Origin of the sequence: Halobacillus litoralis (genome assembly GCF_009856415.1) — a bacterium.
Lineage (GTDB): Bacteria > Bacillota > Bacilli > Bacillales > Halobacillaceae > Halobacillus > Halobacillus litoralis_C.
On sequence record NZ_WMEZ01000002.1, the window covers coordinates 170963 to 191082 of the forward strand.

Sequence of the window (20120 nt, forward strand, 5' to 3'; positions counted from 1 at the left end):
CTTTACTCCTGCGTTTGATCTTGGTCGATGACTTTCGTCAAACGCTCTGAAAACTCTTCAGCAGCATTGACACCCATACGCTTCAAACGGAAGTTCATCGCCGCAACTTCTATAATGACAGCAAGGTTACGACCAGGACGAACAGGAATCGTTGCTTTCGGAACTTGAACATCCATGATCTTCATCGTTTCTTCTTCTAAACCAAGACGGTCGTATTGTTTGTTCTTATCCCACAATTCAAGGTTGATGACAAGCGTGATCCGTTTATAGCTCCGAACAGCACCAGCACCGAACAATGTCATCACATTGATAATGCCCAGTCCACGGATTTCCAAAAGGTGCTCAATCAGCGGAGGACTGTTTCCGATTAACGTGTCATAATCTTCCTGGCGAATTTCAACACTATCATCAGCCACAAGACGATGCCCGCGCTTCACAAGTTCCAAAGCGGTCTCACTCTTACCCACACCACTTTGCCCTGTAATCAACACACCAATTCCGTAAATATCGACAAGCACTCCATGGATAGCCGTAAACGGAGCAAACTTGGATTCCAGATAATTCGTCAGGCGGCTAATCACTCTTGTCGTTTTATATGGCGACAACATCAGTGGAACGCCCGCCTCATTAGCGGCTTCATAAAGCTCATCAGGAATATCCATTCCCCGGGTAATAACGATTCCAGGTGTCACATCTGTACAAAGCTTTTCCGCTCTTTCTCTCCTCTGGTCTTTCGTCAGTTCATTAAAGTAAGAGAGTTCTGTCTTGCCGAGCAGCTGTAGACGATCTTTCGGATAAAACTTGAAATACCCTGTCATTTCTACTCCAGGACGAGAAATATCACTCATATGTATTTCACGGTGGACGCCGTCAGCACCGGCAACGAGTTCAAGTGCAAATTGTTCTAACAAATCTTGTGTACGGACCTTGCTCATTTGTCCATCAACCTCCTCTTTCATCAATCACTGTCCCCTATTGTAGCATGTTTTCAATAAATCTTGGATAGGGAGGTTTTTTACTAGTATTCCCATTGAACAAATCATCCCTATCGTAGAGAGTTATTCAACGATCTGGCAGGATTGTGTAAGACTCGATTTCGAGACTTTTATTGGAGTTTAGGGGCTCCGGGAAAAGGTTCGCTTTCCGTGGGCGAGTGATGAGCCTCCTCGAGCTAACGCTCTGCGGGGTCTCATCTACCACGCACTTCCCACAGGAGTCTCACCGTTTCCCTCCGCCCTTAGCCGTATGAGTGTCTCGAAAACACTTCTCGAATAAGCAGCAATTCAGTGATGGGAGTATAAGGATTAAACTCTCGTGCCGAGGTGTTTGAACTCTGAAAGCTTGATATAGAGCTCTTTATGCTGCTAACAGAAGAGTATCTAAAGACAACCCAACTTGGTAAAGGGGTTCGTTTCTCACATAAATTGAATGGGTTGGTTTGGAAGTTGCGAGACTCCCGTGGGAGAAGGAGATAGTCGAGATCCCGCAGAACGCAGTCCGAGGAAGCTCGGCGCTCCCCCACAGGAAAGCGAGTTGCTTCCCAGCCCCTAACGCTCAACCAGGCAACGAACACCGGAAACATCTCGAAACTGAGTCTTCAAGAATAGGGAGCTTTAGTGATGAAAGGAGTTCAAAAAAATACCGTATGAGCGGGCTCATACGGTACGGGGGTTATTTTTTCATATCCTTGATCAAACTGTTCAACACAAGGTTGATTAAGGATATGATAATGGCGGCGATGATGGTCATGCCAAAGCCATCAATCTCAAAAGTACTTCCTAGGAAAGCATCCGTCAGCCACAAGGTAATGGCGTTGATGATGAATAGGAATAGACCGAGCGATAAGATCGTAATCGGTAAAGTGAGGACCACTAAGATCGGTCTTACGATGGCATTGAGGATCGATAAAATCAGTGCCGCGAGCAATGCGCCTCCAACGCCGTCTATCATTACAGAATCAAAGAGTGCTCCCACCGCAATAATAGCGACGGCGTTGACGACGATATGGATCAACCAATTTTTCATAGTTTCATCCTGCCTTTCATGTAACGTTGATCTTTCAGAGTTTTACAGGAGATTGGACAGTAACAGCTCCTGTCTTCGTCTCTGCTTCTATATGATATGCTTCTTCGAATTGTTCGTACGCTTCGAATTCCAACATTTTGTTGGCGACATCATTTCGGTCTTTCAAAATCTTATAATTCTCCAATTCACATTTAATTTGACCGAATTTCGTTCTCAGGACGCCATCAACTTTCTTTTCTGTTGGAAGAGATACTTGGATTCTGCCCGTCGTTGTTTTGTAAAAACCTGTGTGCGCTTTAGATCCTTTGTGGTCAACCGTTATAGCACTGCTGACCGAAGAAGCATCCGCTTTTCCAATATCTCCTGAAAGTGTAATGGATCCATTGATCGTGTCTGTTTCACACTCATCAAAAGTGCCCTCCAGCAGCTGGACCGCTCCGTTGCCGGTCTGTATTTTACATGTCATTCCAGAGAGCTGCTTCGCTTTAACGGCTCCGTTTGACGTTTTCATCTGGAAATGGTCACTCTTGATATTCTCAAAATCCAAATTTCCATTCGTTAATTGTGATTTGATAAATTCGTATTTTTTATTCGGAATATATAAATCTACATTCATTTTTATCTTTTTCGATGGGCTGGCGATGCGAAGAAGACCATTTTTAATCTCCACTTGGGTTTCATCATGAAATCTTTTCCGCGCCTCTTCCTCTGTTTCCACTTGATAGACTTTGACTTCGTAAGAGGCTTTCACATCTTCCTGGTCCCAGGTATGGACTTTTAAAGAGCCGTTCGATATGGAAAGATCGGCATCATGAAAGTCCTCGGTAGGAAGAACAGTATCATCACTGAATTCAACATATTCTCCAAAAGTTAAATCGAAATCTGCATTTTTAATTTTCTCCATGGCGTCATCCAGGAAATTTCTTATTCCGTACTTAGAAGACTTCTCGCGCTGCTCTGATTCCTTTGAGGAAGGTTCTTCGACAGCTTCTAATAGTTTCGCACCTTCTTCTGCGGAGATGGTGCCTTTTTCGATCATTTGTAGAATTTTCATGCGTTCTTCATTCATAAGATCAGCTCCTTTTCATCTCTTACGTTTTTCCCTATCGAAAGGGTTCAAAAACTAAAAAACACCTGAGAAAACTTTGCTGGTTTCTCAGGTGTAAGGGTTTATTGATATTTGTACGTGTAAAAGCGTTCTGTTTTCAGCCGTTCTAATTGTTCAGATGCCTGATCATGATCTTCAATCAAACTCATCATCCCGTCAGCCTGTGATAGATGGGCTTTAATGGCCGCCAATTTTCTTTCCCAGTACGGTCGAACATCCATGATGATTTCAGGCTTTCCTAAATCTTGTTCCGAGTGATTGGAAATGGCATGCATCCACACTTGAGGACGGTTTTCCTCAGGCACGTTTTCCACAGCCTCAATCACTGCTGCACCAAGCGCATCATGATCTGGATGAACAGCATACCCAGGATAGTGCGTAATGATGATGGTCGCTCCTAATGCTTCGATACGTTCCTTCAGGTGCTCAGCCACTTGCTGCCGGGGCTCAAACTCTAATGTTTTATCCCTGTAGCCAAGCATTTCAACGTCTATATCCAACTGTTTGGCTGCTTCAGCCAGTTCCTTTTTTCGAAAAGAAGAGAGCGTTTCGCGATTGGCAAAGACAGGGTTTCCCATGTTTCGGCCCATCTCCCCGAGCGTACCGCATAGATAAGTTACAGGCACGCCTTCCTCGCGGAATTTAGAAATCGTCCCAGACGCTCCAAACGATTCATCATCCGGATGAGGGAAAATGACAACCACTTTTTCTTTACTCATCAGGATCCGCCTCATGTGAAAAAGGAGTTTCGCTGATTTCAAGAGCAACCATCAAACGACCCTCACGGTCATGACCGGCCATAAGCAGTCGATTCTTCTCATCGATTTCAAAATCCGTCAATCCTTCGGCATAAACCCATCCTAAGTCCAGTTTCAAACCCACGCGGTAAGATCCACCGGTGCTGACGATTTTTCCGTGCTGGTAAGAGACTTGCGCATTTCGGATGAACGCCCCGACGTTGTAGGCATTTTCATCGAAGTGGCTCGCATAAGCCCCGTTCGTCGTTTCTAAATGTACATATACTTCTTTATTCGCTAGTTGATCAATCTTTTCTTGAACAACTTTTTGTTGAATGGCATCCACTCGTATTCCTCCCGTCAAACGATTCTTGTTTAACGATACTCAATTTAGAGACAAGCGTCAAAACATCTACTTGTTCCCTACTTTTTCACGTGCATTCATTTTCTTATCCATCCGTGCCCTGTCTCGTTCTAGAACCGGTTTTAAATAACGGCCTGTATAAGAAACCTCCTGCTCTGATACATGCTCAGGAGTACCGCTTGCAATGATTCGTCCCCCGTTTTCTCCACCTTCTGGTCCGAGGTCGATGATATGATCGGCTTCTTTGATGACATCAAGGTTATGCTCGATGATCAATACAGAGTCCCCGTTATCTACAAGTCTTTGCAACACTTTCAGTAACCTTGAAATGTCATCGACATGCAGACCGGTTGTCGGCTCATCCAAAATATAAAAAGACTTTCCATTCGATCGGCGATGAAGCTCACTTGCGAGCTTCACCCGCTGCGCTTCGCCGCCAGACAAAGTGGTGGCTGGTTGACCGAGTTTAATATATTCTAGACCTACATCGGCGACTGTTTGAAGCTTGCGCTTAATCTTAGGAATGTTCGCAAAGAATTCAAGTGCTTCTTCAATTGTCATGCCTAATACATCAGCGATACTCTTTCCTTTGTACTTCACTTCCAATGTTTCACGGTTATATCTTTTCCCATCGCAAACTTCGCAAGGGACATAAACGTCTGGCAGGAAGTGCATTTCAATTTTGATAATTCCATCCCCGCGGCAGGCCTCACAACGACCACCTTTGACGTTGAAACTGAAGCGGCCTTTTTTATATCCTCTGATTTTCGCTTCATTCGTTTGTGCGAAAACATCACGGATATCATCAAACACACCCGTATAAGTAGCCGGGTTGGAACGTGGAGTACGGCCGATCGGGGATTGATCAATATCAATCACTTTATCCAGATGTTCCATCCCTTCAATTGTTTGATGCTTCCCAGGCTTTTGTTTTCCATTGTGAAGCTTCATTGAAAGGGACTTATACAAAATCTCGTTAATGAGAGTACTCTTACCAGATCCTGAAACTCCTGTTACGGCTGTGAACACTCCGAGCGGAATTTCTGCATTTACTTTTTTAAGGTTGTTCTCTTCCGCTCCATTAATTTTCAAGAAGCGGTCATCCGCCTTCCGACGTTCTGCTGGAAGTGGAATGAATTTTTTCCCTGAAAGGTATTGACCCGTTAAGGATTTACGGCTTTTCATCACCTGTCTCGGTGTTCCTTGAGTGACAATATCGCCCCCATGGGCGCCTGCTCCTGGACCGATGTCGATTAAATAATCCGCGGCAAGCATCGTATCTTCATCATGCTCAACGACAATCAATGTATTATCAAGGTCACGCATCCGTTTAAGCGTATTGATCAAACGGTCATTGTCGCGCTGGTGAAGACCAATCGATGGCTCATCGAGCACATATAAAACGCCGGTAAGGGCAGAACCGATTTGAGTCGCCAGTCGAATACGCTGGGCCTCCCCGCCCGAGAGTGTCCCTGCCGAACGTGAGAGGGTTAAATAATCGAGACCTACGTTCGCTAAGAAGCTGAGCCGTTCACAAATTTCTTTAAGAATCATACGGGCGATCGTTTCTTCTTTTTCCGTCAACTCAAGGGACTCGAAAAACTCTTTCGCTTCTGTTACGGAATAATCGGTTGTAATCCCGATATGCTTTCCGTCGATCAAAACCGCCAGAGCTTCTTCATTTAAACGATTCCCTTTACATTTTGGGCATGGTTTTTGAGCCATGTATTTTTCCATCTGCTCACGGATGTAATCCGAGCTCGTTTCACGGTAACGACGAGCGATGTTCGGAATGACACCTTCAAAGAAAATATCGTTTTCCCGCACTTTTCCGAAGTCATTTTCATAGCGGAAATAAATTTTGTCCTCGCCGCTTCCATAAAGCACTTTTTCTTTATGTTCTTCCGGCAGGTCACGGAATGGTTTATCCATATCGATCCCGTAATGGTCGGAAACACTTTTCAAAAGCTGCGGATAGTATTGAGAACTTTGCGGTTCCCAAGCAGCAATCGCATGCTCATTCAAAGAACGTCCCCAATCCGGGATGACCAGATCGATGTCCACTTCAAGCTGTGTGCCTAACCCGTCACAACGGTTACACGCTCCATAAGGGCTGTTGAAGGAGAACATTCTCGGCTCTAATTCACTGACGGAAAAACCACAGATTGGACATGCATGGTGTTCACTGAACATCAGCTCTTCTTCTCCGATCACATCCACAATCGTGTGCCCGCCACCAAGTTTAAGTGCGGTTTCAATAGAGTCAGAAAGTCTGCCTTCCACGCCTTCTTTTACGACGATTCGGTCAATTACGACTTCAATCGAGTGCTTTTTATTTTTTTCGAGATTTATTTCCTCGGAAATTTCGCGCATTTCCCCGTTAACTCGAAGACGGATATAGCCTTCCTTCTGAAGCTGTTCAAAGACTTTGGCGTGTTCTCCTTTTCTACCGGACACAACAGGCGCAAGAATTTGGAGCTTGGTTCTCTCCGGATATTCCATCACGCGGTCGACCATCTGCTGAACCGTTTGTGAACTGATTTCCACTCCGTGCTTCGGACAAGTCGGACGACCGATGCGAGCGAACAACAGACGCAAATAGTCATAAATTTCGGTTACTGTACCCACGGTGGAACGTGGGTTACGGCTCGTCGTTTTCTGATCTATGGAGATTGCTGGAGACAAGCCTTCTATGGAATCCACATCGGGTTTGTCCATCTGACCTAAAAATTGTCGTGCATAGGCACTTAGTGATTCAACGTAGCGTCTTTGCCCTTCCGCATAAATCGTATCGAAGGCCAAAGAAGACTTCCCTGAACCAGACAAACCGGTCATCACGACCAGTTTGTTTTTCGGGATGTCGATATCGATATTTTTTAAATTATGAGCACGTGCTCCTCTAATACTGATATGTTTGCTGGCCATACTCTTTTCATCCCTCCGCTTTTAATTCCAACAGCACATCACGCAGTTCGGCTGCCCGCTCGAAATCGAGATCGCGTGCGGCTTGTTTCATTTCGGTTTCCAAATTGTCGATCATTTCCTGACGTTCTTTCTTCGTCATTTCTGAAGGCTTCTTACCTGTGTCGTATCCGGCTTCGTCTTCTGCTACGTTCGTCGCTTTAATAACGTCACGTACTTCCTTCTTGATTGTTTTCGGTGTGACACCATGCTCTTCGTTATAAGCGATTTGCTTTTCGCGACGCCTATATGTTTCATCAATCGCGAACTGCATGGACTTCGTCATCTTATCAGCATACATAATCACTCGACCGTTTTCATTACGAGCCGCTCGACCGATCGTTTGAATGAGCGAGCGGTCGGAACGTAAGAAACCTTCCTTGTCCGCATCCAAAATGGTGACGAGGGACACTTCTGGAATATCCAGTCCTTCACGAAGCAAGTTGATTCCAACAATGACATCGTATTTCCCGACCCTTAGATCACGGATGATTTCAATACGTTCCAGTGTCTTAATTTCCGAGTGTAAATAGGCAACCTTGATTCCTAAGTCTTTAAGATAATCAGTCAGATCCTCAGACATCTTTTTCGTTAATGTCGTCACAAGGACGCGTTCATTCTTATCTTTTCGTTTATTGATTTCTCCGACAAGGTCATCAATTTGACCATGAATCGGACGCACATCAATTTCTGGATCAAGAAGTCCAGTTGGTCGGATGATCTGTTCTATCATTTTCGGTGTATGTTCAATTTCATATGGTCCAGGCGTCGCAGAAACATAGGCAATCTGGTTGATATGTTCCTCGAATTCCGGAAACATGAGCGGCCGGTTATCCATGGCTGAAGGCAGGCGGAAACCATGGTCCACGAGCACTTGTTTTCGCGCTCGGTCCCCGTTGTACATCCCTCTCACTTGGGGAAGCGTGACGTGAGACTCATCCACCATCATGAGAAAATCGTCTGGAAAATAATCAAGCAAAGTATAAGGTGTTGCCCCTTCTTCTCTGAAAGTCAGGTGTCTCGAATAGTTTTCGATTCCAGAACAGAAGCCCATTTCATTCATCATTTCCAGATCATAATTCGTCCGTTGTTCAAGACGCTGAGCTTCCAGCAATTTATCTTGATCACGCAATTCCTTTAGACGGACTTCCAACTCTTTTTCTATATTTTTAATTGCTTTTTTCAACTTTTCTTCACGGGTAACGAAGTGTGATGCAGGGAAAATCGCTACGTGGTCACGATCTCCGACAATTTCCCCGGTTAAAACATCTACTTCACGGATGCGGTCGATTTCATCTCCGAAAAATTCCACACGCATCGCATGTTCTTCTCTGGAAGCGGGGATGATTTCAACGGAATCTCCCCGGACTCGGAACGTCCCGCGCTGGAAGTCGATATCATTTCTTGAATACTGGATATCTACAAGATTTCTTAATAATTCATCACGGTCTTTTTCCATTCCCGTTCTTATAGAAAGCACCTGGCTGCGGTATTCGTCGGGAGAACCGAGGCCATAGATACAAGAAACACTAGCAACGATGATGACATCGTTCCGCTCAAAGAGAGCAGAAGTCGCTGAGTGGCGTAATTTATCAATCTCATCATTGATGCTCGCATCTTTTTCGATAAACGTATCTGAAGAAGGCACATAAGCTTCTGGCTGATAATAGTCATAGTAACTGACAAAATACTCGACAGCATTGTTCGGGAAAAACTCTTTAAATTCACTATATAACTGTCCAGCAAGCGTTTTGTTATGGGCGATGATCAGTGTCGGTTTATTCACTCGCTCAATGACATTGGACATCGTAAATGTCTTTCCTGTACCTGTGGCCCCGAGCAATGTTTGATGCTTATCTCCTCGTTCAATCCCTTGAACGAGCTCCTCAATGGCTCGCGGTTGATCCCCTTGAGGTGAATACTGTGAAACTAATTCAAACTTCTCCTCCACGACGAAAACCTCCGTTCATTGTCTATACTCGTACTTTTTAGTTTACCACAACAGTTTACCATTCTAACATCGAACGAACAAACATTCGCATTCGAGTGTGCACTGTCAATTACTGGATGACCTGGTGTGGAATAAATTTCCACACCAGGTCATCCAGTTTATCCCATTTCACACAATAAAAAAAGCACTTTGCAGGATGCAAAGTGCTTCGGTTATTAGGAATTCAGTGTTTGATTGTATTCGTTGACTTCGAACAGGTCGGTCAGTTCGATGTCTGGATTTTTATCTTTGAACCAACGTAGAGAGAAGTCGTTTTTAAAGAGGACAAGTGGATTGCCTTCTCGATCTTCTGCGAGCATGTTTCGCTCATCAAACAACGACTCATCCACCTGGTCTTCATTCAACCAACGCGGAATGCGCTCGCCGAGAGGAGTCAATTCAATGTCCACATTGTACTCGTTCTTCATACGGTATTCAAAAACTTCATATTGAAGCTCACCAACCGCTCCGATGATATAGTCTTCAAATCGATAGCGCTTGAACAACTGTATCGCGCCTTCTTGCACAAGCTGTTCCAACCCTTTTCGGAACTGTTTGGATTTCATGACGTTTTTTGCGGTTACTTTTTTAAATAGTTCAGGCGGGAATTGTGGAAGCTCATCGTACTCGAAATTGGATTTTCCAGTTACGATCGTATCTCCGATTCGGTAGACGTTCGGATCATAGATTCCGATAATATCCCCGGCATACCCTTCCTCAACGGTTCCACGGGAAGAAGCCACAAATTGCTGAGATTGAGCCAGCTTGAACGTTTTTCCTGTACGGGAGAGCGTAACGTTCATCCCACGCTCAAACTTCCCGGAACAGATTCTAACAAAAGCGATCCGGTCGCGGTGCTGTGGATTCATGTTCGCCTGAATTTTAAAGATGAAACCAGAGAATTCTTCATGATCTGGTGAAACGATACCTTCAGTCGATTTTCTCGACGCTGGTTCAGGAGCCATATCAATGAATGAATTGAAGAAGGTTTCCACTCCGAACGGTGCGAGAGCACTACCGAAGAAGACAGGCGTCTGATCGCCTCGCATGACTTTTTCCATATCAAAAGTGTCCCCAGCTTCAGCGACCATTTCCATTTCTTCTTCCGATTCCTGGAACGTAGCATTTTCCGTTAATTCAGGATGCTGATCCAGTTCGCTGTATGGAATGTATTCTTCCTCCTCATTTCCTGTATATTGAACAAACTGCTCATTTTCACGGTCGAAAACGCCTAAGAAACGCTTACCCATACCTGCCGGCCATGTCATTGGATAGGTTTCGATATTCAATGTTTCTTCGATTTCTTCCATCAATTCCAACGGCTCTCGGCCTTCACGGTCCATTTTGTTGATGAAAGTAAAAATTGGGATGCCCCGCATTTTACAAACTTTAAACAGCTTGAGCGTCTGCGCCTCAATCCCTTTTGTTCCATCGATGACCATGACAACACTGTCGACAGCTGTCAATGTGCGGTACGTATCTTCACTGAAGTCTTCGTGTCCGGGTGTATCCAAAATATTCACTTGATAGTCTTTGTAAGGGAAGTTCATAACACTCGACGTAACAGAAATTCCACGCTGCTTCTCAATTTCCATCCAGTCAGATGTTGCAAACTTACCAGATTTTTTCCCTTTAACCGTACCTGCCGATCGGATCAAGTTTCCGAACAATAGCATTTTCTCCGTCATCGTTGTTTTACCGGCGTCCGGGTGGGAGATAATAGCAAACGTACGGCGTTTTTTCATTTCATTTTGTATTTGACTCATCGTGATATCCTCCGTTTATTAAGAATTTCAATACATTAGGCTGGGTAGGATATACGTTTTACATTGGCAGATTCACTCCATAAAAAAAGCGCTCACACACTCAAGCGCCTTCGTCGAATTTTTTGATTATACTTTGAAAGTTAGCATAACCCACATGTAAAATCAATCACAAATACGAACACCTTCCAGATATTGGTGTACCAGGTCATCCAGATTATGTATGACCTGGTCATACATTTCTTCCTAAACCCTCTCATTCTCTTTGGGTGTTGAAACCTGTTATAATAGGAAAAAAACGATAGTAAGGATGCCAGTTATGCAGAGTTACTTATTACAACCGAACGATATAAAGAAAATTACCGGCCAGACCTTTTACACACGTGGAAAGCAATATTTCGACCGCGGGAAAGTTTACGGCCTTTCTCATAACAGTGCGATTCGTTCATGGCGGGCAGTCGTTGCAGGTACACACGACTATGAAGTCCGTGTTTTCTTTTTTGAAGACGAAGATGTCGAAGCGACGTGTGAATGTGCCGCTTATTCCACCTATTACACGTGTAAACATATTGCGGCCGTCCTCATCGCCATTCGGGAAAAGACATTAGAGGATCTTGCGCCGAAGCTAGCGGAAAAAGGCCGGAAATCACAGTCCGGTTTGACCAACCAGGACCGGATGTTTGCGGTCAGCTTGTTTGAAGCATTCAGACAGCGTCAGGAAAACCGAGGAGGACAGGATTTGAAGAAACCTCTTCAAATCCAATATTACCTTCACCTCCAATCGATTCTTGGCTCAAAAAACCTCGGCTTGGAGTTGAAGCTCGGGGAAAACTATCCCTATGTCATTAAAAATATCCGTGAGCTGCTTGATCATATCCGTAAAGATCAGGCGTATCGAATTACAAAAAAGTTCACATACGATCCGGCAGAACACTCCTTTTCTGCGGAAGACAAGGAAATTCTAAGACTTTTACAGCTTGCTTACGAACAAGAGCAATTTTATGAGCAACAGTGGAATTCAGCCGAACCGAAAATCTTAAAAGTTTCTCCAGCTCTTGCTACTCAACTGCTCCCGCTTTTAGAGAAGCAGCAGGCAGAGGTGATCAAGCGAGGGGAAAACGTAGGAATCGTACGGTTCGAAGAAGAGTTTCCGAACCTTTCTTTCTACGTCTCGGAAGAAAGAGGCCATTTTCACATGCACATGAATCATTTGAAAGATTACGATTATCTATCGGATTACCACCTTCTTTATAAACAGGGCAGCTTTTATCCTGTCGATACTCAGAAGGAAGAGGTCCTTCAAACGCTCTACACCATCCTTCCCTACAATTCAAATGGCAATCACACCGTAAGCCATCATGATATGGAAGGAATTGTATCGTATGTTCTTCCTGAGCTTGAGACCATCGCAGACGTTCAACTCGACCGCTCCGCTCAAGAAAAGATCGTCCAAGAATCACTCGTAGCTAAAACCTACTTGGATTTTCAACAGTGGACACTCACGGTTGATGTGAAGTTTCACTATGGGGACTTGACCATCGATCCGTTCGACGAACAGCCGTTGAGCAATCAAACGATTGTAAGACGCGATCGACAGACAGAGCAGGAAATCATGCAAATCATTGAGCTTGCTGAGTTCAAGTTTGATGGAGAGATGGTCTACATCGAGGACGAAGACAAACTGGATCAATTCCTCTATCACTTTTTGCCAAAGCTGAAAGAGCATAGTGACGTCTATCTTTCATCATCCGTGCGTTCCCTTGTTGAAGACCGACCACTCGAACTGCAGACTTCGGTGGAACTGGAGAGCGACGGCAATTGGCTCGACATCAACTTTACTATCGAAGGCATTAGTGATGACGATGTAACCGAAGCTCTAAAAGCCGTCATTGAACGGAAAAAGTATTACCGCTTATCTGATGGTGCACTCATGGCTTTGACGAGCGAATCCTTTGATCGTTTCCAAAAGCTCGTCGATGATCTAGACTTGAGCACGAAAGACTTAGAGGACAACCACTTTCAAGTTTCCACGGCAAGAAGTTTGCAAGTGGAAGATGCGTTGAATCCAAATGAGACAGAAAGAAATCAACTTTTCCAAGAGCTTGTCGATCGACTGAAATCACCTCAATCCTTTGAAATCGAGCCTCCGGAAGGTCTACAGGCGGACTTGCGCCCCTACCAATTGACAGGCTTTCGCTGGATGAAGATGCTCAGCCACTACGGTTTAGGCGGCGTGCTTGCTGACGATATGGGGTTAGGGAAAACCATCCAAACCATCACTTTCTTATTAGATGAGAAGTTGAAAGGGAACATGACAGACCCAGCCATCATCGTCGCTCCTGCCTCACTCGTCTACAATTGGAAAAAGGAACTCGAAAAATTCGCACCACAATTGTCAGTACAGATTTTGACAGGGGACCCAATGGCAAGACAGGAAGCGCTGAGCCAAGCAGCAGAAAAAGATATTTGGATTACATCCTATCCATTACTCAGGCAGGACATCACTTCCTATGAGGAGCAAAAGTTTCACGCGATGGTCCTTGATGAGTCACAAGCGATTAAAAATGAAACGACGAAAACAGCAGTTGCCGTTCGATCCATCAAATCGAGGCATCGTTTTGCCTTAAGTGGTACACCGATTGAAAACTCCCTGCAGGAACTCTGGTCCCTGTTCCGCACCATCATGCCAGGATTTTTCACAAGCAAGAAAAAGTTTTTGCAATTGAAGCCGGAGAAAATCTCTTTGATGACGCGTCCGTTCATTTTACGCCGGATGAAAACAGAAGTGCTGGATGAGTTGCCAGATAAGATTGATACCGTCCAGTATTCAGAGCTGACGCGGGAACAGAAAGAAGTCTACCTCGCTTACTTGGAGCGGATTCAAAATGATATCCAAGAAACGATCGCAACGAAAGGCATCCAGCGAGGCAAGCTCGAAATACTTGCCGGACTGACCAGACTGAGGCAAATTTGCTGCCACCCCGCGTTGTTCCTTGAAAATTACGAAGGGCAGTCCGGAAAGCTTGAACAGCTGAAAGAATTGACGCGGGAGCTGAAGGAAGGCGGACATCGACTGCTGATCTTTTCTCAGTTTTCAAGCATGCTGACCAAGATGCACGATGAACTCGCCAAAGAAGGATTACAGGCCTTCTATTTAGATGGCAGTACGAAATCTGAAAAACGAATGGAAATGGTTGAAGCTTTCAATGAAGGAGAAAAAGATGCGTTCTTTATCTCGTTGAAAGCGGGAGGAACCGGTCTGAACCTCACAGGTGCAGACACCGTCATTCTTTACGACCTCTGGTGGAACCCAGCCATCGAAGAACAAGCGGCCGGGCGTGCGCACCGCATTGGTCAGGAAAAAGTCGTACAAGTTATTCGGATGATATCCGAAGGTACAATTGAAGAGCGCATTTACCAGCTCCAACAAAAGAAACGCGATCTCGTCGACCAAATCATTCAACCAGGAGAATCGATGCTTACTTCCTTAAGCGAAGAAGAAATCAAACAACTCTTCCAATAAAGAGCCGTTCCCAAACGGCTCTTTTCTTTTATTTAATTGGTATTTTCTGTATGACCTGGTCTGGAACAAAGTTCCAGACCAGGTCATACAGAAATTTCCATCCACACCACAAAAAGAAGCTGCCTTGGTTGGCAGCTTCTTTTTTAAGCTTTCATTGTTTTCTTTTGCAGTTTGAACCAGTATCCTCCGAGGATGCAGGCGCCGATGACCATTGTAACCGTGGAGAGCAGCATGTGCATCGAAGAAGCAAGGACGACGTTTCCTGTCACGACGATAATAAATCCTACTACTGCATTCAGCAGAAGGGAAATTAAATATGCCCAGGACAACGCGATATGGTATTTGAACCTTGAAGCATAGATGACGAACCAGATCGCTGCGACAATGACCACAAAGGTTGCGACCCAGTGTAAAGAATACACGGCATTCGCAACGGATTCACTTGTGATCAAGTACTCCATCGCTGGAATGTCCATCATGACATTGCTCGCGCGGCTGTGTTTAAAGAATGCACCGAGAATCACCTGTGCAATATAGGCGATATACCCCAACAGAAAAGCACGGTAACTCATCGACACCGATTCCCAGCTCGTCCGGTTCAGCTCGATTTTCTTCTCATGAAGACTGTAACTCAACAACACGAGAACGATTAACAACAGCTGACTGAATGTAACGTCGAACGTCGTGAATCCTGGTGGTGTCCCTAGGAGGACGTTCAACCCTCCAACCATAGACTGAAATACAAGCAGCGCCAAACTTAGAATAGCTAAAATAAATACGGATTTGTTTTTGCGGTATTTATAGATCGCACCTACAGCATTGATGGCAGTGAGCATGATAAGTAATGGGACCATCAAACGGTGCGAATATTCTATAATGACGTGATAGTCCGTAATATCAGGAAAAATCTTTCCGTTACAGACCGGCCACGTCGTCCCACACGCGTCCCCTGAATCTGTCGCAACGACAAGGTTTCCGAGGATCAATGCGAGAAACGTAACGAATGTAGTTAGAATTGAAAATTTCTTCATCGTCTTACCCTTTCTCTATCTATGATCATGATGTCATGAATATTGTTTGTTTCCTAAGTAAATCATATCACGAATTTTGGATGATAGAGAAAGGAAAGCGCCGTCATGAGTCATGAACTTTTTGTGAACGACGTTTATCCCTTATTTTTCTAATGAGCAAATAGAGGAGAGAAACCGCAATTAGCAAGGTATTGACCATTGAAAAAACGTCCGCGTAATGATCATCATCCCAGTAGGAAACCGGGCTTTTAAACGTATAGCCGCTGATCGGATAAAACATAGGAACCGCATCATCATGGTGGGTAAGAATATCAAGGACCACATGCCCAAGCCACCCATAGGAAAAAGCGGTCCACACGGAGAGCCTTCTTCCTTTCCATATCAAAACAATAACAAAAAATATCCCCCACACAAATAAGGAATGACCCGCATGTCGCAAAATAAAAACGACAGGATGCTCGAACAGATCATGGACTAAACCAAACAACGACCGCATCGGATCGGCATCGTCCATCACCTGCCAGGCCTGTCTTCTTACACTTAAATAAATGAACATGACATAATACACGAGATCCGGTGAAAGGCTCCCGAAAATAAACCAGCCGGTGTACCTTTGTTTTCTGCTTGCAAAAAATGTCCAGTAGCCATGGTGCAGTGTATTCATTTTTCTCCCTCCCCTAACTTCCTGTTTACCCCTAATCACCAAGGGGAACCTAATCAATGGAAAGGAGTCTGAAACTATGACATATAAAGCCTATGTTTTCGATGCGTATGGAACGTTGTTCGATGTCCATAGCGTTATGAAGAAGATTCATCAATTCTTCCCTGATAAGGGTCCCAAGGTAAGTGAAGAGTGGCGCAGCCGTCAGGTTCACTATTTCCTCGTCCGACAGTTGATTCAAGGATACAAACCATTCACAGACATTACTCGATGGGCGCTTTTAGATGCCCTCGCTTACAGTGATGTGGATGTGAAACCAGACGTTGTGGAAGACCTGATGAACGAATATGAACAACTTCAGCCTTACGACGAGGTGCCTTCACTAAAACAAAATCATCAGGATAAAACGTTTACCATTTTTTCAAACGGCACGCGTTCCATGCTGGAGCCTCTTTTAGAAAATAATCAATTAAAAGAAGACTTTGATTTACTCAGCGCTGACGACGTTGAGGTCTACAAACCTCACCCCAATGCCTACAGCTATGCCCATGAACAGTTAGGATTTGAAAAAGGAGAAATTCTTTTCTTTTCAAGTAATCCCTGGGACATTACGGGAGCAGCTTCCTACGGGTTCCATACAGCATGGGTAAATCGAAAACAGCAAAAGTGGCCGGAACTGGGAATCAACCCGACGCACGTCATCAGCAACCTCAATGAAATCCCGGACTAAAAAAGACGGAGTCCCTGTGGCTCCGTCTTTTAACGATGATCGTATAGTCGCACTTGATTTTTCCCGTCTCGCTTCCCTTTGTAAAGAGCCTGGTCAGCTGACCGGAAAAGCTCATCCAATGTCCGTCCACCTTCTGGATAACAGGCAACACCGATAGAGAAAGAAGAGCGTATTTCCTCTCCTTTGACGATGTAAGGCTCTCTCAACTTCTCGAGCGCTCGCATGGATACGTCATAAATTTGCTTACGGTCCGCGATGTTTTCCAAAAGAATCGCAAACTCATCCCCACCGATCCGTCCGACAGAATCCCCCGAACGGATGCATTCTTTCATCCGCTTCCCGACACTGCACAAAAATTCATCTCCGATCTCATGACCAAATTCATCATTGATGCATTTGAACCCGTCCCCATCTAAATAAAGGAGGGCGAATGATTCACCGGATCGTTCAGACTTTGCGATGGCCTGTTCAACCCTGTCTTCAAAAAGCCTCCGGTTCGGCAAGTCCGTCAAATAGTCATAAAAAGCGAAACGCTCAAGCTTTTCTTCATAATTTTTCTGCTCGGAAATATCTCGGGCCACGATGACAAAGTGGCTGACCTGATTCTGTTCACTGACTACCGGCGTTCCTCTGCACTCAAACCAGACAGGCTCCCCATTCTGACTTTTCAATGTTAAGGAAACCGTGAACGCTTCTTTACTCTTTTCGCTCCATTTAAAAGCATTGGAAAGTTCGTTTAAATCATCAGGATCGAGCTGCTGCATGAGTTTTCTTGAAGTCATCTCATGAGGCGCACGACCTAAGAATTTCGTTTGTGATGGCGAGGCATAAATCAGTTCTCCCATGGGGGAGAAAACAGAAATCAAATCATTGGAATGATCCGCAATCAGACGGAACTTTTCCTCACTCTGTCTCAACGCTTCATGAGCTCTCACTTGCTCCGTCCGGTCCTCAAGAATCGCATAAATGCCTTCTTTTTGCCCCTCATTAATAATAGGAACGAGAGAAACTCGTAGAATACGCTCTTCTCCTTCCATCCAAAAACTCGTTTCAAACCGGGTGCCTTTCTGGAAAAAGGATTCCAACAGCTGCTGCCTCAGCCAGCTTCTCTGTTCTTCTGGCACCCAATCTACGATAGACGTTTGCACCAATTCATCTTCCTCTGTTTTTAAGAGACGCAAGGTCGCTCGGTTCGCTTTCAAGACCAGCCCTTGGAAAGTAAGTGTCAAAATCGGCTGCGGATTATGTTTATACAGCGACCGATAGCGGGACCTGCTCGCTTCCAACTTCCGTTGTGCGGCCTTATCTTTCGAAATATCCCTTACAATCGAACTGAGGCCAATCGTTTCACCGTCTTCGTTCTGAATAGGAGAAACACTAATCGAAACATCCACAAGTGTTCCATCTTTTTTTTGGCGGACGGTTTCATAACGGGCGATGGCTCTTTCCATCCCTTTACGAACAAGCTTTTGAGCTTCTTCTTTTCTGTTCGAAGGAACAAATGGAAACGATGAGGTTTGCATCTCTTCTTTCGTATAGCCGTACAGTTCTTCTAATGCACGATTCGCTTCTAAAACGTTGCCCGCTGTATCGACAATCAAAATCGCGTCGGTCGTATCCTTCATCAAGGAACGATACATGGCATTAATCCGACTGAGGTCGCGTTCTTTTTCAATCACTTCTGTAATGTTTCTTGTGATCGCGACAATGTGGGTGACTTCTCCCGATTCGTCCATCGTAGGTGTCAGCACAGAATGTCCTCTGAAAAGTGTTCCATTGATGATGATTTCATCTTCGTAAGTAAGGGCTTCTTTTTTCCTAACCACCGTTTGATAGGCTTCAATTAAAGCCTCTGCTTGTTCTTCACCTAAAAGATCCTCTATGTACTTGCCTTCCCATCCCGCTCCTTTGATCGGGGAATGGTTTTTGGCCGATTCATTCATATATACATATTTAAACCGTCTCTCACCGACGACTTCCATAAAAAAGATATAGTCGGATATTCCATCCATAAGCATATGTAACAAGTGTTCATGGGGAATGCGGTCAGCAATCCCTGCTATGATTCCCTGATCCATCCATTCTTTCACTCGTTCCATGGATTATCCCCTCAATCATTTCATCGTATTTACACATGTATACCATGTTACCATGTTTCATTCCTGCTTCTCTATGTATCTTTCTACCAAAAAACCAGAAATCCTTTCCAGATATACAAAAAAAGCAATGTGCAGGGCACATTGCTTTTGAAAGTTATACTGTTTGTTTTTGTTGAGCCTGAGCTTCCGCCTGCGCTTGTTTGATTAAACAGCGTCCTTTTCCATGCGGAATACACATCGGTGTACCGAATAGAGGATCCTCTCTGACATCACAAAGCATCTCGAAAACATGCTGCATCATATCACAAGTAACGACATCCTCCGGCTTCCCTTGGGCGAAGACCGTTTTATCTTTCACTGCGATAATATGATCCGCATAACGACAAGCAAGGTTGATATCATGAAGCACCATCACAACCGTACGTCCATTATCCTGGTTCAAATCGAAGAGCAAATCCAGAATGTCAATCTGGTGCGTCATATCTAAATAAGTCGTCGGTTCATCCAATAGGAGAATATCTGTATCCTGCGCAAGCGTCATGGCAATCCACGCACGTTGACGCTGCCCACCGGATAGAGAATCGACGGTTCTGTCTTTCAACTCCATCAAGTTCGTATCTTCAAGCGCACGCGTGACCGCCTTCTCATCTTCGTCCGACCAGCGTTTTGCGAACCCTTGATAAGGATAGCGGCCTTGCTTCACAAGCTGATAAACGCTGAGACCTTCAGGAGTTGTCGGGCTTTGCGGAAGAATCGCCATCTTCTTCGCCACATCTTTTGTACGCATTTTAGAAATATCGGCGCTATCCAGTACAACTTCCCCTGACTTCGGACGCAATAGTCGAGCCATCGAACGAAGCAAAGTGGACTTGCCGCAACCGTTTCCACCGATGAGTACAGTAACTTTGCCTTTCGGGATCGTAATATCCAATGAATCTATGATGATGGAATCTCCATAGCCTAAAGTTAAATTATTCGCCAACAGGGTATCCATAATCTGACCTCTCCTTTATGTCTCACGAAATCTATCGCTGTTGGAGCTACACGAAAAATCACGAATTCTATATATTTTCTCTATCTTCTAGTTTATGGGCTCGGTTCCACTCTGTCAATGAATTTGAGAATCAT

The 20120-nt window shown here is 44.7% G+C and carries 14 protein-coding genes; 2 read left to right on the forward strand and 12 right to left on the reverse strand.

The window, feature by feature from the left end; genetic code table 11:
- Positions 1-2 precede the first annotated feature (2 nt).
- The 8 genes from hprK to GLV98_RS06610 form a co-directional block, all read right to left on the reverse strand.
- Entirely contained in the window at positions 3-935 is a 933-nt protein-coding gene (hprK, locus tag GLV98_RS06575) for an HPr(Ser) kinase/phosphatase (RefSeq protein ID WP_160914456.1), read from the reverse strand.
- Between the two features lie 736 nt (positions 936-1671).
- Positions 1672-2025, reverse strand: a complete 354-nt coding sequence (locus GLV98_RS06580) for a phage holin family protein (protein ID WP_160913315.1) — start codon at positions 2023-2025, stop codon at positions 1672-1674.
- Between the two features lie 34 nt (positions 2026-2059).
- Complete coding sequence (locus GLV98_RS06585) at positions 2060-3094, reverse strand: DUF4097 family beta strand repeat-containing protein (RefSeq protein WP_160913318.1); 1035 nt, start codon at positions 3092-3094, stop codon at positions 2060-2062.
- A 101-nt stretch (positions 3095-3195) separates the two neighbouring features.
- Positions 3196-3852, reverse strand: coding sequence for a bacillithiol biosynthesis deacetylase BshB2 (gene bshB2 / locus GLV98_RS06590; RefSeq protein ID WP_160913320.1), 657 nt, complete (start codon positions 3850-3852; stop codon positions 3196-3198).
- Complete coding sequence (locus GLV98_RS06595) at positions 3845-4216, reverse strand: YojF family protein (RefSeq protein ID WP_146816930.1); 372 nt, start codon at positions 4214-4216, stop codon at positions 3845-3847. Before GLV98_RS06595 ends, bshB2 begins: the two co-directional genes overlap by 8 nt.
- Positions 4217-4282: 66 nt before the next feature.
- Entirely contained in the window at positions 4283-7159 is a 2877-nt protein-coding gene (gene uvrA / locus GLV98_RS06600) for an excinuclease ABC subunit UvrA (protein ID WP_160913322.1), read from the reverse strand.
- A gap of 7 nt (positions 7160-7166) precedes the next feature.
- The gene (uvrB, locus tag GLV98_RS06605; RefSeq protein ID WP_160913324.1) at positions 7167-9146 is read right to left on the reverse strand and encodes an excinuclease ABC subunit UvrB; all 1980 of its coding nucleotides are present in this window, start codon (positions 9144-9146) and stop codon (positions 7167-7169) included.
- A 215-nt stretch (positions 9147-9361) separates the two neighbouring features.
- On the reverse strand, positions 9362-10951 hold the full coding sequence (locus tag GLV98_RS06610; RefSeq protein ID WP_160913326.1) for a peptide chain release factor 3: 1590 nt from the start codon (positions 10949-10951) through the stop codon (positions 9362-9364).
- 316 nt (positions 10952-11267) lie between these two features.
- Here GLV98_RS06610 and GLV98_RS06615 point away from each other — a divergent pair, with 316 nt between their 5' ends.
- The gene (locus GLV98_RS06615; protein ID WP_160913329.1) at positions 11268-14471 is read left to right on the forward strand and encodes a DEAD/DEAH box helicase; all 3204 of its coding nucleotides are present in this window, start codon (positions 11268-11270) and stop codon (positions 14469-14471) included.
- A gap of 143 nt (positions 14472-14614) precedes the next feature.
- Here GLV98_RS06615 and GLV98_RS06620 read toward each other — a convergent pair whose 3' ends face one another.
- Together GLV98_RS06620 and GLV98_RS06625 are read right to left on the reverse strand one after the other, a co-directional pair.
- Positions 14615-15502: a COX15/CtaA family protein gene (locus GLV98_RS06620; protein WP_160913331.1), complete on the reverse strand. Its 888-nt coding sequence runs from the start codon at positions 15500-15502 to the stop codon at positions 14615-14617.
- Between the two features lie 103 nt (positions 15503-15605).
- Positions 15606-16166 (reverse strand): metal-dependent hydrolase, encoded by a 561-nt coding sequence (locus GLV98_RS06625; protein ID WP_160913333.1) that lies wholly within the window; start codon positions 16164-16166, stop codon positions 15606-15608.
- Positions 16167-16242: 76 nt separating this feature from the next.
- Here GLV98_RS06625 and GLV98_RS06630 point away from each other — a divergent pair, with 76 nt between their 5' ends.
- Entirely contained in the window at positions 16243-16893 is a 651-nt protein-coding gene (locus GLV98_RS06630; RefSeq protein WP_160913335.1) for a haloacid dehalogenase type II, read from the forward strand.
- A gap of 29 nt (positions 16894-16922) precedes the next feature.
- Here the strand turns inward: GLV98_RS06630 and GLV98_RS06635 are convergent, their stop codons facing one another.
- Complete coding sequence (locus tag GLV98_RS06635) at positions 16923-18992, reverse strand: sensor domain-containing diguanylate cyclase (RefSeq protein ID WP_160913338.1); 2070 nt, start codon at positions 18990-18992, stop codon at positions 16923-16925.
- Between the two features lie 154 nt (positions 18993-19146).
- The gene (locus GLV98_RS06640; RefSeq protein WP_146816949.1) at positions 19147-19986 is read right to left on the reverse strand and encodes an ABC transporter ATP-binding protein; all 840 of its coding nucleotides are present in this window, start codon (positions 19984-19986) and stop codon (positions 19147-19149) included.
- Positions 19987-20120 lie beyond the last annotated feature (134 nt).